The organism is Tenacibaculum sp. (assembly GCF_048269885.1).
In the GTDB taxonomy this organism is placed as follows: Bacteria; Bacteroidota; Bacteroidia; order Flavobacteriales; family Flavobacteriaceae; genus Polaribacter.
On sequence record NZ_JBLWTZ010000011.1, the window covers coordinates 113,553 to 127,098 of the forward strand.

A 13,546-nucleotide genomic window follows, 5' to 3' on the forward strand; every position below is an offset into this window, starting at 1 on the left:
TTTAGGGGGTTCATGGTTTACCTTGAATTTACATTTTCAATTTACAAACTCAATTTACTCTTCGTAAACTGTTTTTTAAAATATCTACATATAAAAGTACTCTTGTACTATTAATTAAAAAAAGATCAAATGAAATTATTTAAAAAAGGAATATTACTAGGCTTTATTGCACTACAACTAATTTCTTGTAGTAAAGACGACGAACCACAAAACACACCTCCTGTTATTAAAGCACAAAGTTTTACGGTAGCAGAAGACAAAGCTGCCAACACCAAAATAGGAGTTATTACTGCCACAGATGTTAATAAAGACGACTTAACTTTTAAAATCACAAAAAACGACAACAATCTGTTTGCTGTTAATGTTTCTGGAGAACTAAGCATTGCTGCTAACAAAAGTTTAGATTATGAAACCCAAACCAAACACGAAATTACAGTTGAAGTAAGCGATGATAAAGACAAAACCTCTGCTGTAATAACCATTAACGTTACCGATGTAAACGAAAATAGCCCAATCTCTATAGCGGATCAAAGTTTTACAGTAGCTGAAAACATTACTAATTCTGATATTATTGGTACTTTAAATATTACTGATCCAGATGGTGATGTATCAAGTTTTTCAATAGAAAGTGGAGATGCTACTAATTTATTTGTTCTTAGCAACACGGGAGAATTACGACTTGCATCTGGTAAAACATTAGACTATGAAACGAATACTACGCACACGTTAAATATTGAAGTAAGCGACGCTAATGGAAGTTCAGATACCGCTACTGTTACTATAAATGTAATGAATATAAACGATGTTGCACCTACTTTTACCGCATTTGGTCCCTTTACCATTGCTGAAGATATTGATGATACCGTAATTATTGGGCAAATACAAGCTACCGATGCAGAAGGCGACAACATTACCTATAGTTTACCAGCATTGAGCACAACAGGAAACTTATTTGAAATTGATGCCAATAGTGGTGAACTATCATTAATTACAGGTAAAAACTTAGATTACGAAACTTCTACTTTTCACATTTTATCAATAAGAATTTCTGATGGTACACATAACGTAGATAAAACCATAAGAATTAATGTTACCGATGTAGTTGAAACAGGAGGTACTACAGTAAATATACCTGATGCTAACTTTAAAGCGATTTTACTAGCAAACACTGCCATAAATACTAATGGAGATAACGAAATACAAGTAACTGAAGCAAATAATTATATTGGTAGAATTTTTGTTCCATCAAAAAACATTAGTGATTTAACTGGAATTGAGTTTTTTACAAAAATAACTGAATTAAATGCAAATAATAATCCCCTTACTAGTTTAGACTTGAGCAAAAATACTGAATTAATTATTTTACATGTTGCACTTTGCGGATTATCTAGTATTGACATTTCAAAAAGCGTTAAATTAGAAGACATTAATTTTAACGTAAACAAATTAACATCTTTAGATTTCAGCCTTCATGAAAAATTAAAACAAGTACGAGTTGGAAACAATAAACTTACTAAGTTATATTTAGCAAATGGTTTTAATAACAATATTTCATTTTTTGAAGGAAGTCAAAATGCAAACTTATCCTGCATTAAAATAGATACTGGTTTTACCGTACCTACCGATGGTTCTTGGAATAAAGATGCTACTGCTAACTACAATACTACGTGTCCTTAAAGTTCATATAATTAGAAAAAGGTCAAAACACGTGTGTGTTTTGACCTTTTTCACAATACCTAAGCTTCTTTAAAATTTCTACCTGCTGTTTATAAAATAACTTCTAATGATCTTCACTTACAATTTTGTGTCATTAGAAATAGTCCAAAAGATCTATTATATGAAACAAATAATAGGAATATTCTTGATTTTAATCACTTTAAGCGCTTGTTCTCAAGAGAGAAAAAAAGTTAGCAAACAAAAAGAAACAATGCTAAAAGAACCAAAAGTAGATAAACGTATAGAATTATTAAGCATTGTTTTTAGGCTTGCAGATAGCCATGAATATAGTCAAAATCTTTTTCCTATGTATGTTGAAAACATTGAAAATCATTTTGGAAAATTTAAAAGTCACGATTTAATTAAGTATGTAAAAAGTGAACTACATGAAAAAGGAATTGGTTTTAGTTCTGTTATGAGCATGGCTATACATATAACTGAACCTCCAAATATAAAAGCGTTGATAGTACCTTTTTCAAATAAATCTCTGGAGAAATCGTGGAGTGAAGAAAACTCTACACAGTTTTTAAAACTGTTAAATGAATTTTATACTGATACCGACTGTGAAACTTTTTTCAATAACAATAAAGAACTCTACAAAGCTGCATCAAATAGATTTAAAAAAGTTTATCGAAACTTAGATTTAGAATGGTATCAAAAATTTTATGGAGAAGGCCCAAAAGGAGAATTTAAAATTATAAATGCCTTAGGAAATGGAGGAGCGAGCTATGGTCCAAAAATAATTTATCCGAATGGAAATGAAGTGGTCTATGCTATAATGGGAACGTGGAGTGTTGATAACTTAGGTATGCCAAAATATGAAATGAACGATTATTTCCCAACTATTTTACATGAATTCAATCATTCCTTTGTAAATCATGTTATAGAAAAACACCACTCCGAACTACAAGAAAGTGGGGCAATTATTTTTAACAAAGTAACAGATGAAATGAATAAACAAGCATATGGTAATTGGAAAACTATGTATGATGAAGCGTTGGTTAGAGCGGCTGTTATTAAATATATGAAGGACCATAATTATGATGAAAAAACAATCAAAAAGGAATTGAATGAACAGTTAAATAGCGGTTTTTTCTGGACTCATGAGTTAGTGAAAGAACTAGAAAGGTATGATAACAATAGAGACAGGTATCTAACATTAGAGAGTTTTATGACAGAGTTGGTATTTTTTTTCAATAAAACGGCTTCTGAGATAGACAAAAGAAAAAACCTCGGTACTAAAAAAGAGAAAACAATTTTAGAATAAAAAAATAACAAACGTATAACAGTATTTAAACAAAAGAACAAATGAAACTATTAAAAAAAGGGGTATTATTAATGTACATAGCACTACAACTAATTTCTTGTAGTGATGATTCTTCTACAATTAAAAGTCCAGCAGAAATTATAGATGCTATTTTAAAAGGAAATGTAACTAGTATTGGCTCACAACCCGATTTGGTGGCCTTATCTGCATTCTCATTCCCTTCAGATGTTGCAGTAGATCAAAATGGTGACATTTATGTAGCTGATACTGGTGACAACAGCATAAAAAAAATCACTATCAATACTAGTGGAAGCTACCATATAACAACAATTGCAGGAGATGGTTCGTCAAATAGTAATGACGGTGTGGGTACAACCGCTTCTTTTCAAAGTCCGCTAACTTTAACTTTTAGCAAAGACTACAAAACATTATATGTAGCTACTCAAATTAAAATTAGAGCTATAAACATAAATACCAACGAAGTACGTACTATTGCTGGTAATGGCAGTTATGGAAATACAGATGGGATAGGTGAAAATGCTCAATTTAAGCACCCTTCTCATATTACAATAAACACCAATGGCACTGTTTTATACGTTTTGGAAAGTGAAAATGGAATTGTTAGTACAGGAAGAATTAGAAAAATTGACATTGCCAACAAACAAGTAACTACTTTACACTTAACAAATTTACCAACAACCTTTTACCCTCAAGGAATTGTGATAGATAGTAAAGATGAACATCTATATGTTGCAAATTGGCGAACCATATTAAAAATAAACTTACAAACAAACAATGCTACTATCATAGCAGGTTCTGATACCGAAAGTGGTACTACCAATGGTATAGGTGAGGCTGCACGTTTTACATCGGCAAAAAGCATAACTTTTAGCCCTCATGAAACCTTTTTATATATAGGTTCTCTTGGTGGTAATTATGGAATTAGAGCTATTAATATGCGTACTCTAGAAGTAACAACTGTAATCGGTAACGGCTATGGTTTTGTAAATGGAGGTGCTTCTACTGCACAATTTAAAGGTCCTTACAAGTTGAATTATGACAACGTTTCTAATAAACTATATGTTGCTGATCCAAGCAACAATGCTATTAGAGTTGTAGAATAAACTGTTATTTAAAATTCAACATGAGTTGATTTTTTTTATACAATTGTAGAAATTGTTGCTGTAAATCTTCAGGAGTTTTAAAAAAGTGCTTCATAATTACAGCAACAAATTCCAACTTATTCGTCAACGCGTATGCTCTAAAATAACCTGATAATTTAATTCTTTCAGCATTTGCTTTATCATCCATAAAACTGGTTATTTCTTCAAATAAACGGTAATAAATTCGGGCACTTACATCTTTCAATTTTCTTCCATGAAAGGTTAACGCATGTGAAAACTCATGAATTCCTAAGTTTAAATTATCATTTAGAACCATATCTCCTAACAAAAAATCTTCCCAAGAAAATACAATAGATTTTAGTTTTGGGTTAAACTCTCCTTTATGATATTGTTTAGTTATGCTTGAATAAAAACTAGTAGGATATACTATAATCTTATCGAAAGTTGTTGTACGATATTTACGCATTCCGAAAGTCAATTTAACATACGATGCTGCGATTAAAACTTTTGCCTCTGGGATTAGCTCAAAATTGTCTCTTTCAACAAAATCATAGGTTCTGATAAACTTGGTCAATCGATGTTCAAAATATACTTTTTGTTTTTCATCTAGTTTTTTATAGAATCTTACATTTTCAACTAAAAACTCTTTTTTCTTCTTTGCTAACTTCTTCTTTACAAGATAAAATGCACAAAAATAGGCTTGTTGAAAACATAGACATATATTGACTCTACGATGTTAATTCCAACCCCCACAAAACTAAGTAAGAAAGTAATATATTTTATTAAAAAACAGGTTTCATATTAATGTAAACTTCAAATATAACTTGTGTAACTTAAGGTACGTGAGTTCATATTACTCTTTTGTAATATTGCTCAGTTAAGCAATTTCCCTTAAAAAATAAATCCTGAAAAATTGGGGTTTTGAAAACAGACTACAAAAATCCAAAAAAGTAATCGGCGGAGCGAAGTTTAAAAAAATAACTTCCAATATGATGCGCTACGATACTTTAGGAACGATTGATAACTGTAAAAAATAACACCCCTTTAACTCGAAAGTTCTTAAAAACAGAGTTTAACAAGTATTTAAAAAAGTTACAGAAGAAAAAAAGGATTTGAATGTCTTACTGATCTTATCGATAATTTCTTATCAAAGCGCCTAATCTTATTAATAAAATTATACAGCAGACAAGATAAAGCACTATAAAAAAACGAATAATCGTTTAAAGGAACTTGAAACCTCGTTGTGAATTGATTTCAAATTGTATTTTTACGTGAGCAATCACAAGGAAGTTAGGATATAAATTTTAATCATATGAGTTGTGAATTGATTTCAAATTGTATTTTTACGTGAGCAATCACAAGTAAGACCAGTAATATCCGCCTATCTGTTTTGTTGTGAATTGATTTCAAATTGTATTTTTACGTGAGCAATCACAAGACATAACAAATTAATGATAATATGGGCTTAGTTGTGAATTGATTTCAAATTGTATTTTTACGTGAGCAATCACAAGTATGGTAACTTAATTAATATGAAAGGTATTGTTGTGAATTGATTTCAAATTGTATTTTTACGTGAGCAATCACAAGAACAAATAAACAACACCTAATAACTAAAAAGTTGTGAATTGATTTCAAATTGTATTTTTACGTGAGCAATCACAAGGTAGTTCAGTCGTACTATGATGACGCTGGTGTTGTGAATTGATTTCAAATTGTATTTTTACGTGAGCAATCACAAGCTTTAGATAAAGTGTCTTTTGTAAAAGATTGTTGTGAATTGATTTCAAATTGTATTTTTACGTGAGCAATCACAAGTGTTGCATTATTTATCACCTTTAAATATTAGTTGTGAATTGATTTCAAATTGTATTTTTACGTGAGCAATCACAAGACACCTAACTTCAACCCATTAACAGAGATTGTTGTGAATTGATTTCAAATTGTATTTTTACGTGAGCAATCACAAGACATGGGCGAAGATAATTTTAGGCTTATTGTTGTGAATTGATTTCAAATTGTATTTTTACGTGAGCAATCACAAGAGAAAAAGGATTTGTTTATTTATCTGAAGGGTTGTGAATTGATTTCAAATTGTATTTTTACGTGAGCAATCACAAGTACATCCATGTAAACGCAATACGATGTTATGTTGTGAATTGATTTCAAATTGTATTTTTACGTGAGCAATCACAAGTTATTGGATTTTTTACTTTTTCCACTTCCTGTTGTGAATTGATTTCAAATTGTATTTTTACGTGAGCAATCACAAGCTCTCTTCCTGTCTTATTACTATATACCTGGTTGTGAATTGATTTCAAATTGTATTTTTACGTGAGCAATCACAAGAATGAGATTAGGATTGAGATTGGCTTCTTCGTTGTGAATTGATTTCAAATTGTATTTTTACGTGAGCAATCACAAGATACTGTAACTGGATTACCTGAACCACCTAGTTGTGAATTGATTTCAAATTGTATTTTTACGTGAGCAATCACAAGGTTTAATAATTTCATACTTAGAAAGATTATGTTGTGAATTGATTTCAAATTGTATTTTTACGTGAGCAATCACAAGTTGTGATGGCGACATTCGTTCATCATGCATGTTGTGAATTGATTTCAAATTGTATTTTTACGTGAGCAATCACAAGTCTTCTTCTTTTTCTTCTATTTCCTTGAGAGTTGTGAATTGATTTCAAATTGTATTTTTACGTGAGCAATCACAAGGGGCTTTTGTTTAATTTATTTTAGTCTTTAGTTGTGAATTGATTTCAAATTGTATTTTTACGTGAGCAATCACAAGTCAACTTTCTTATAACCTTCTGAAATTCCAGTTGTGAATTGATTTCAAATTGTATTTTTACGTGAGCAATCACAAGAAAATGACGCTTTTCTTGCCCATTCCTTTGGTTGTGAATTGATTTCAAATTGTATTTTTACGTGAGCAATCACAAGCGTTTAGCTCCAAACCAACCATTACCAGTTGTTGTGAATTGATTTCAAATTGTATTTTTACGTGAGCAATCACAAGCAATCTCTTTAAATTCACGACTCCAATTTAGTTGTGAATTGATTTCAAATTGTATTTTTACGTGAGCAATCACAAGTCCTTTTGTTAGGAATTATATTGATACTATGTTGTGAATTGATTTCAAATTGTATTTTTACGTGAGCAATCACAAGTGAAGTAAAAAAAACACTTGACTCATTTCTGTTGTGAATTGATTTCAAATTGTATTTTTACGTGAGCAATCACAAGGTAAATGTTTAAAACCTCCTATTTTAGGGAGGTTTTTGCATTCAACAGAATTTTAAACTTAGAACAATTCTAATTGCTGTACAGGAGTTGGCTTTGGAATTTCTTTTCTACCATGAAAAATCTCCATCATTCCAAATTGCTTATCGGTTATTTCAAAGACACATACTTTACCATACTTTGGTAGTGAACTTTTTACCCTTCTTATATGTACTTTACTGTTTTCTCTACTGGGGCAATGGCGCATATAAATAGAAAATTGAAACATCGTAAACCCGTCATTTAACAACTTTTTTCTAAATACATTGGCAGCCTTTCTTTCTACTTTGGTTTCGGTTGGCAAATCAAACAAGACTAGTATCCACATAACTCTATAGGCATTATAACGGTTCTGACTCACGATAAACTAGGGTATAAAATAGTGCGCCTTTCTCCTATAAAGCATTTATACAAGCTAGCTGTAGTCGTTGTTACAGCCACCATAAGAGGGCGTATTTTTGCATCAATCAAAACATCTTCAGTAGCTATTTGCAATAGGTGTGCTTTGGCTTGTTTACTTAAAGCATCTTCTGTTGGATGTTTTGTAATATATTCTAATACAAGTTTATCTACAAAAGGGCGGTAAGGTTCCATTATATCATCAGCTAAACAATACGGATTATATTTATTCTTATGAAAAATGCCTTGTGCTGGTAACATACCGCTACTTACAATAGCACGTGCTACAATACTACGTAAAACAGCATATCCAAAATTTAAAAAATTATTTGGAACATCTCCAAAGCGCTCTCGTTGAAAATCGGTTAGTATGTATTTCCAATAATGGTTGGCCGCTTTTCCTTCCATATTTGTTTCATCTCCTGAAGTAATTTTTTCTAAATAGCTATCCATTGCCTCAAATGGACTATTATTTTGTTGTAAAAGCTGCTTTTGATTTTCTATTTTAGAAATTACAGTTTGTTTCCAAAGTTGTTTTTTTAAGGGGATGGAACTTTTTAATTGGTATCGCCAACGTTCGGTAAGTTCAGAATGTCCTACCATGGGTTGCATGAGTCCGTTTGGCAAATGATGATTATCGCAATGAATTAATGCAACACCGTTCCCCATTAACTGATTAATAAGTTGAGTAGATATAGTAATCTGATGATGGTCTAACATTAGCAACGCCATATCTTCAATAGACACTGTACCTATTGCTTGTTTGGTTTCTGGGCACGCGACAACTAACTGATTGTGTTTTAGTTTTAAATATGCCGGATTGCCTATGTAAATGGTTCTTTTTAGCATAACGGTTTGATTTTAATAAAAAAGCCCATATACATATATATATGGGCTTTTACAGTAATTAATATTCTCCTACTTGAACAATTTGACCAAGGTGATTTAATCTTACTTTTTTAATATCCTTGATATGATTTAGACCTAGCCTTTTCCATGCGATTTCTTTTGTGCTTTTATTATCTTCTACTGTTGTTTCTAAATGATGTCTGAAGAAATAGTCTTTAGTAGCAATTTTCTGTACTCTAAATAGGTATGGACTAATACGCGATGCTTTTTTTGCGTCCGTTAAATCAATTTCATTTATATCAAAATCTTCATTAGGAAAAACAAACATTTCGTTTTGTTTCATGGTAAATAAAAACTGCCAGCCTTCTTTTTCTTTATACGTTTTATCAATTATAGGCAAGTTTTTATTTACCCTTGCAACAGCTTCGTAAAAAGAAACTACCATTTCTTGTAAATTTCCTTTGTTATCTTTATAAATAGCTATATGGTGGTTGTTTCCTGTGCTAACAAAATCAACCGCTTGCTTATTACCTTGTTCATTTAAAATTTCTCTTCCTAAATGGTCTTTTTTTGTATGCAATGCTTCAGCGTTGCTAACACCTGTAATACGAACTCTTCTTATACAAATACCTTTTTCTTTATGTAACCATATAGGGTTTTCCTTAAGGTTAGAGAAAGCTTTTATCGCATTGTTATCGTGGGCTTTTAAACGTTGGCTTAAAAGCTGTCTTGTTTTTGTATCGATTACTTTTTCTATATTTTTTTGTGTTTTAAAATTCTCTGAATTTACTTCTTTTCTAATAGTATAAATATCTTCAAAACAAACAACCTCTTTAAAAGGTTTATTTTTACATAAAAGCGGATTTGTTTTAAGTGTTTTGCTATCAAAAGCAATTGTTGGGTTGTTATCAAATGTTTTTAAATGTTCTAAAACTATTTTTTTATGTACAGGGTTTACAATTTGCTGTGCAGTGCTTGCCTCAAAGTTTTTATTGAGTTTTATCGTTTTTTTAGAGGGACGTTTAATCTTTCCATAAACAGTTTCTTTATGTAATTGTCCTCTAGGAGTTAATTGTTTTTTTTGTAAGGTATTATTTTTAGTTTTGGTAATATTTATGTTACGAGTTACTACTTTATTTTTGTTTTTAAATGAAATAAGTATTGCTTCAATATGTTTTTTTGCTTCAGTTCTAAAGTTAGATATGGGTGCTTTAAACTTGCGTTTGCCATTTTTGTTTTCGGTAATTAAATTTTCAATATTTAGTATAATTTTGTGCTTCTTGTGATTTGTAAGCTTTCTAGCACTTAAATTGTTGATGTATTGAATATGGTTGTGTGTGGTAAAAGCAACTGTTAAAGCGTCCATTGCATGATGACGATGGTCGTTTCTTTTCGTCCAATCTTTTATAACTTCTCGTTTGTTTATTTCTTCAGTCCCTTTATTTAAGCGTTCTTCATATTCCGTGAGTCCTAAAGCACGATATTTTGGTAAATTGAGTTCTTTCATGATATTGATTAAATCCCAATCTTCTCTTAATTTATCGGTAATACTTCCTGTGGTGGCAACTACACTAGGAAATACCTCGAACAACATTGCCTTTGCTTTTTTAGCGATGTACTGACTGTTTCTTAGGTCTCTTTCAATAAAATCATCTGAAATATCTTCTTTAGAAATTAACAATTTCTTCCTTTTTGCAGGCGATATTTTTCCGTCTTTATACAAACTCTCAACCCTTAATTTATAGTCCTCTATTCCTGAATGATTGCTGTTGTTAATAAAGTCGAAAGCTGTAGTATTACTCTTTTCTAAATTTACTTCTCTATATGCGAGTGTTTTGTTTGAAAAGGAATCATCAAATACTAAAGCTTTAGGAATAATATGTTCAATATCTATTTTTTTTGAAAAAATATCTTCTTTATTTATTTTTCTGTTTGTAAACAGTGTTTTATATCCGTTACTTGATAGTTCTTCATAAAGACGATAACGAACTACATCATTTTTGGTTGGGTTTGGAATACCAAAATCTTTAATAATTAGCTTTTTTATATCTTGGTTTCTTTTGGTTGCCTCAGCAATATTCCTAGTCATTTTACTACGTTCATCAGCTGATTTTTTAAGCTCTCTAGCTAATTCTATACGTACTTCATCAGGTTTCCCATAGGTTTCTATAATTTGATTTACTACGTTAACAGTTTGGTTTAAAATTTTTTCTACAACAGGGTTTCTTAAACTATTTTTTTTAATGAGCTCAAGTTTGTCTTTGAGTTCTCTATTTTCAAGTTCTTCTTTTGTGAAACTATTAGAGTGGTTATACCCCACATTTTTACAGGCTTCGGAATAAGTATATCCTTTTTGAAGTTCGGGTAAAATCTTTTTTAACGCTTTGCTTGATAAATTTCCATAGTCTTGAGGAAAAGAAATACTGGCTAACATTTTTGTATGTTCAGGTTTAAAACCAAATTTTGAAACTAACTTTTTCTTTAAACTTACAGCATTATTCCCATAAATCATTTGGTCTTCTTTACTAACCTTGTTAAAATCTTCTTCAGTTGCATAAAGCAAATGCCATAACTGATAACTTGCCTGATTTTCAAATTTTTTACCCTGTAGTATTCCGTTAAACTCTAAAATATCTTGATTTATTCCTATTTCAGAAAAAACAGCTTTTAACTCTTCTTTAATAGCTGTGGCTGTTTTCTTTTCCCAATCAAAACCATACCCTTCTAACTCCGCAATTTTTTGATAAACATCATATAGTACTTTATTAGTAGTATTTCCTTCAATTTTTTCGTGGTTAGCTTTCCAATCACTTTGCTTTCCTAGCGCTATATGCTTTTTAAGAATCTTAAGCACACTGGTTGCTTTATGTTCACCTCTAAGGTTTAATTCCTGAAAAATTTCATCAATTATGTTTCTGTCTAAATCGTTAATGGCAATATGGTCGCCTGTATTTTTATTAGAAAAAATAAGGTTGTTCAATACCTGCCAAATTTTAACCTCTTGGAATAACGGAGATGATTTAGATACAACACGACGACCAATGCGTCTCTTCATTATTTTATTGGTTGTATCGTTCACATATTCTTGCTCCCAACTTTCAAACTGACAAAAGTCTAATTGTCCTTTTTGCGATTTTAATTTTCGTTGATAAAAAATAATAATATCTCGAATTTTTTCTTTTAAGGGTAGCGTTAGTTCTTTATGGAATTGTGTTTGTACAGACCATATTTTTTCAAATTCATCCATATAATCTTGCCTGTAAAAAACTTGATTTTTTAGTGAGATATGTGGGTTTTCTTGAATTTGTTGGTACAGATACTCTCCTACGATTATATTTTTAAAATGTAACTCTTTACTTCTGTCAGAAATTGCGCCTAAATAATCGCTCGATTTGTTCAAGTCATTATTAATTTCTTGAAGGACAATAGCTAAATGTTCAAGTTCTAATTTTTCAGTCAATCCCTTTGTGCGCCACTGATAACGTTCTAACCTTTTTTCATTAGCTGTTCCTTTTTGTGTGATTCCAACTAAGTTAAAAGGAGTTTTACAAATTGCCCATGTTTGTCTTTTATTTTTTCCTTGCAGTTCTTTATATAAGGGTTCGCTAAGAATTTCTGAATAATACTTTTGTTGATTTTTCCATATTTTATTGAACTCATTATGTAAGTCAGATTTATAAAAATCAGGAATGTATTTTTTATTTTGTTCTAATAAGTTTAGCACATATTCCCCTGGTGTTAAGTTATTTTCGTAAAGCTCTTTTGCTATTGACATTCCATCAATAGCTCCCCCATCTTCTTCATTCCTTGCTTTTCTACTACTTTTGTATCCTCTTTTTTTATTGATACTTAATAATATTCTTGCAAAGTCTTCCAGTTCAACCCTTTCTTTTGCTGCCTTAGCCCTTAGATATAAAGTTTGATGCGTTGTATTTTTTCCTATTTCTGTTAATAGAGTTTCTTTTGAGATAATATTATGATTGATTAACTCATTAATTAAAGCTTCTCTTCTTAGCTTATATCGTTGTAAGTTTCTTCTTGCTCCACGTTTTAAGGTCCTTTCAGTATTAGTACCTGAAGGGCGCCCTTTTTCAAAATCGGTTTTTTCATCAACAGTCAAAGGGGTTACTCTAACTCCTAACTTTATAATTTTTGATTCTTCCGAGTTATTTTCAGCTTCTTCTACCAATGCCCAACCGATTGAGGTGATACCTAAATCTAGACCTAAAATTTTTTTAGTCATTTTATTTTTTTTAGATACGAGTGTATTACACAAAATGAAATTTTGTGATATTTTTTTACTTTTTTAAGAGGAATAGCAGCAATTTTAAAATAAGTTGCCTTGGACAATAAAAGTAAGTTTTTTTTATTCTTTAAAAAAAGGAAAGCCGTAATCTACTAATTTAAAAAAATGTATATTAGCTCTACAATTTTGAAATCAATTCACAATAAGGATTATTCCGTTGTGAAAACATTTAAAGCGGCAAGGTATTACTTTGTCGCTTTTTTTGTTACCATAACTAGAATTGGCAAACATTAAGAGATAAAATCTTACATTTGTTTCTATGGATATAAAATTGACAGAACAAGAGAAGATAAAGATTCTAAATTCCGATGATATTTACGGAATTATGCAAAAAGTATTGCTCCGTGAAAGTAAGATAGACCAAAACCGTGAGCATTTTTGGGTTATTGGTTTAGCTAATAACAACCGTATTCTTTTTATTGAACTCATAAGTTTAGGCACTGTAAATGCTACCTTGGTAGAACCTATGGAGGTGTTTAGTTTTGCGTTGCAAAAAAGAGCTGTTAAAATCATATTATGCCATAACCATCCAAGTGGTGAATTAAAACCTTCTGAGGCAGACAAAGATATTTCTGACCGTTTAATACA

8 protein-coding genes and 1 CRISPR repeat array are annotated in these 13,546 nt (G+C 30.8%); of the genes, 4 read left to right on the top strand and 4 right to left on the bottom strand.

What is annotated here, in order from left to right; genetic code table 11:
* The first annotated feature begins 129 nt into the window (after nt 1–129).
* The 3 genes from ACN0WY_RS10125 (at nt 130) to ACN0WY_RS10135 (ending at nt 4,107) form a co-directional block, all read left to right on the top strand.
* The gene (locus tag ACN0WY_RS10125; RefSeq protein WP_417800288.1) at nt 130–1,677 is read left to right on the top strand and encodes a cadherin domain-containing protein; all 1,548 of its coding nucleotides are present in this window, start codon (nt 130–132) and stop codon (nt 1,675–1,677) included.
* A 160-nt stretch (nt 1,678–1,837) separates the two neighbouring features.
* On the top strand, nt 1,838–2,983 hold the full coding sequence (locus tag ACN0WY_RS10130) for a DUF4932 domain-containing protein (RefSeq protein ID WP_417800289.1): 1,146 nt from the start codon (nt 1,838–1,840) through the stop codon (nt 2,981–2,983).
* Nucleotides 2,984–3,024: 41 nt separating this feature from the next.
* A complete protein-coding gene (locus ACN0WY_RS10135; protein ID WP_417800290.1) occupies nt 3,025–4,107 on the top strand; it encodes a beta-propeller fold lactonase family protein in 1,083 nt (360 codons plus the stop codon).
* Nucleotides 4,108–4,111: 4 nt separating this feature from the next.
* Here ACN0WY_RS10135 and ACN0WY_RS10140 read toward each other — a convergent pair whose 3' ends face one another.
* From ACN0WY_RS10140 to cas9, 4 genes are all read right to left on the bottom strand, one after another.
* The gene (locus ACN0WY_RS10140) at nt 4,112–4,828 is read right to left on the bottom strand and encodes a zinc-dependent peptidase (protein WP_417800294.1); all 717 of its coding nucleotides are present in this window, start codon (nt 4,826–4,828) and stop codon (nt 4,112–4,114) included.
* Nucleotides 4,829–5,347: 519 nt separating this feature from the next.
* Nucleotides 5,348–7,368: a CRISPR direct-repeat array (repeat unit 46 nt; unit sequence GTTGTGAATTGATTTCAAATTGTATTTTTACGTGAGCAATCACAAG).
* 58 nt (nt 7,369–7,426) lie between these two features.
* The gene (cas2, locus tag ACN0WY_RS10145; protein WP_099216047.1) at nt 7,427–7,765 is read right to left on the bottom strand and encodes a CRISPR-associated endonuclease Cas2; all 339 of its coding nucleotides are present in this window, start codon (nt 7,763–7,765) and stop codon (nt 7,427–7,429) included.
* Nucleotides 7,762–8,652, bottom strand: a complete 891-nt coding sequence (gene cas1, locus ACN0WY_RS10150; RefSeq protein WP_417800291.1) for a type II CRISPR-associated endonuclease Cas1 — start codon at nt 8,650–8,652, stop codon at nt 7,762–7,764. The genes cas2 and cas1 overlap by 4 nt, the downstream gene beginning before the upstream one ends.
* A gap of 58 nt (nt 8,653–8,710) precedes the next feature.
* The gene (gene cas9, locus ACN0WY_RS10155; protein ID WP_417800292.1) at nt 8,711–12,895 is read right to left on the bottom strand and encodes a type II CRISPR RNA-guided endonuclease Cas9; all 4,185 of its coding nucleotides are present in this window, start codon (nt 12,893–12,895) and stop codon (nt 8,711–8,713) included.
* Between the two features lie 322 nt (nt 12,896–13,217).
* Here cas9 and ACN0WY_RS10160 point away from each other — a divergent pair.
* A partial coding sequence (locus ACN0WY_RS10160) for a JAB domain-containing protein (protein ID WP_417800293.1) occupies nt 13,218–13,546 on the top strand: 329 nt, incomplete at its 3' end.

What these genes read in the sequence shown, in the direction of transcription:
- ACN0WY_RS10125 (WP_417800288.1), top strand. Translation starts at nt 130, where the DNA reads ATGAAATTATTTAAAAAAGGAATATTACTAGGCTTTATTGCACTACAA.
- ACN0WY_RS10130 (WP_417800289.1), top strand. Translation starts at nt 1,838, where the DNA reads ATGAAACAAATAATAGGAATATTCTTGATTTTAATCACTTTAAGCGCT.
- ACN0WY_RS10135 (WP_417800290.1), top strand. Translation starts at nt 3,025, where the DNA reads ATGAAACTATTAAAAAAAGGGGTATTATTAATGTACATAGCACTACAA.
- cas1 (WP_417800291.1), bottom strand. Translation starts at nt 8,652, where the DNA reads ATGCTAAAAAGAACCATTTACATAGGCAATCCGGCATATTTAAAACTA.
- cas9 (WP_417800292.1), bottom strand. Translation starts at nt 12,895, where the DNA reads ATGACTAAAAAAATTTTAGGTCTAGATTTAGGTATCACCTCAATCGGT.